Source organism: Promicromonospora kroppenstedtii DSM 19349 (assembly GCF_000515355.1).
Taxonomy (GTDB): domain Bacteria; phylum Actinomycetota; class Actinomycetes; order Actinomycetales; family Cellulomonadaceae; genus Promicromonospora; species Promicromonospora kroppenstedtii.
Genome location: NZ_KI911622.1, coordinates 1 through 1,565, shown reverse-complemented (window position 1 = coordinate 1,565; position 1,565 = coordinate 1). Strand labels below are relative to the sequence as shown.

1 protein-coding gene is annotated in these 1,565 nt (G+C 69.3%); it reads right to left on the bottom strand.

The window, feature by feature from the left end:
• Nucleotides 1–336 precede the first annotated feature (336 nt).
• Nucleotides 337–1,224 (bottom strand): NPP1 family protein, encoded by an 888-nt coding sequence (locus PROKR_RS05405; protein WP_245605714.1) that lies wholly within the window; start codon nt 1,222–1,224, stop codon nt 337–339.
• Nucleotides 1,225–1,565 lie beyond the last annotated feature (341 nt).

The following is a 1,565-nucleotide window of genomic DNA, read 5'->3' as shown; positions in this document are numbered from 1 at the left end:
GGGGTGACGCGCGTGCCGGCGGGTCGCTGGTCCCGCCGGCACGCGCCGTCTGACTGTCCGGGCTGCCGGGATGTTCCGGGCTGGCGCTCCCGTCGCGGCTGAATGTCCGATGTGGGCATCACCGGTGGGTTCGTGATGCGCAGATCGCGGCGTGCGTCGTCGTTTGCTCCTGAGGTTCTGTTCAGACCGCGAACTTCTGCCCGTCCGAGCGAGCTTGAAACGATGCAGCATCGTGGCTTGAACAGAACCTCGGAGGTCGGCCGGCGGTAACGGTAGCGTCACCGACGACACGCCACACCAGGTCACGGGCCGCGACGACGCCGCGGGTCAGTGCAGCTAGGCCGCCGGGTCGAACGGGATGCCCGCCGGCTTCATCCGCTCCAGCCAGTAGGTGAAGTCGCCGTCGTCGATCTTGATGGTGGCACCGCCGAAGTCGGCGGTCATCAGGCGGTCCCGCAGCGATGTGCTGGGCCAGCCGTCCCAGCCGACCAGGGGCGGGTAGCGCCAGGTGCCGTAGTGGTTCTCCGGCGGGTCGTCGTTCCCGTTGGCGAGCCGGAACAGGTGCGTGCTCGGCCCGTCCTTGTGGTAGACGATCTTCGGGTGCGACCCCTCGAACCGGACCTGTGAACGGGGATAGGTCGCCGAGCCGCTGTGCTCGGTGATCGACACGTGCTCCACCTGGTTGGTCGACTGGTCGACCCACACCACGACGTGCTCCCAGTCGTGCCGGTGGCTGCCCACCGCGACCGGACCGTCCATGGTCTGGTCCTTCTCGAAGTAGCTCGCGTACATCACGGCGCACCAGCCGTTGTTGCACTTCTCGCGGGAGTAGGTCTGCGACGCGTCCAGGTCCCACTGGTCGCGGCAGTTCCCGTTGACGGCGCCGCCGATGGCGAGCCCTGTCGCCAGCGTCCCGTCGGGCCCGATCGCGGACGTCGCGTAGCAGCCGTCGCCGTCGTAGTCGTAGGCGGGGGAGAAGGACTGCTCGGTCCCGGTGGCGTTCTGCGGGAGGTTGGGCGGCGGGTCGGCCTGCGCGACCACTGCCGGGACGGCGAGCGCCAGCACCGTCGCGAGGATGCCGACGGCGGCTGCCGCGACTCGCGGGAGGGTCTTCGTGGCGGCTCCCGGGACGGTCGGGGGGACTCCCGGGACGGTCGGGGCAACTTCCGGGACGGTCGGGGGGACTCCCGGGACAGGGGAGGTCGGGCGGTCCGTGCGTTCCATGGCGGGCCTCTCGTGAATCCGTGCGGAGCGGGTGAAAAGCCGGGCAGACGGATGCTATTGCCGCAGGGTGGGCCGGGCAATGAGGGTGATTGCTTACCCCACCGCGCATCCCGTTGACCGCGCACCGCCGGGGTCGCTATGTTCTTTGTGGGCACAATCGTTCGTATTGCGAACACTCGACGGCGAGAAGACAGACAAGCGAGTACCCCACGCGAGTGTCCTGTTCCACCCGGGCACCCCGTACCACCGAGCACCCCGTTCAAAGGAGAACTCCAGTGCGACGTACCCTCCCTGCCTTGCCCGCCTCTGCTGCCGCTCGGGCCGCTCGGGCCGCTCGCGCC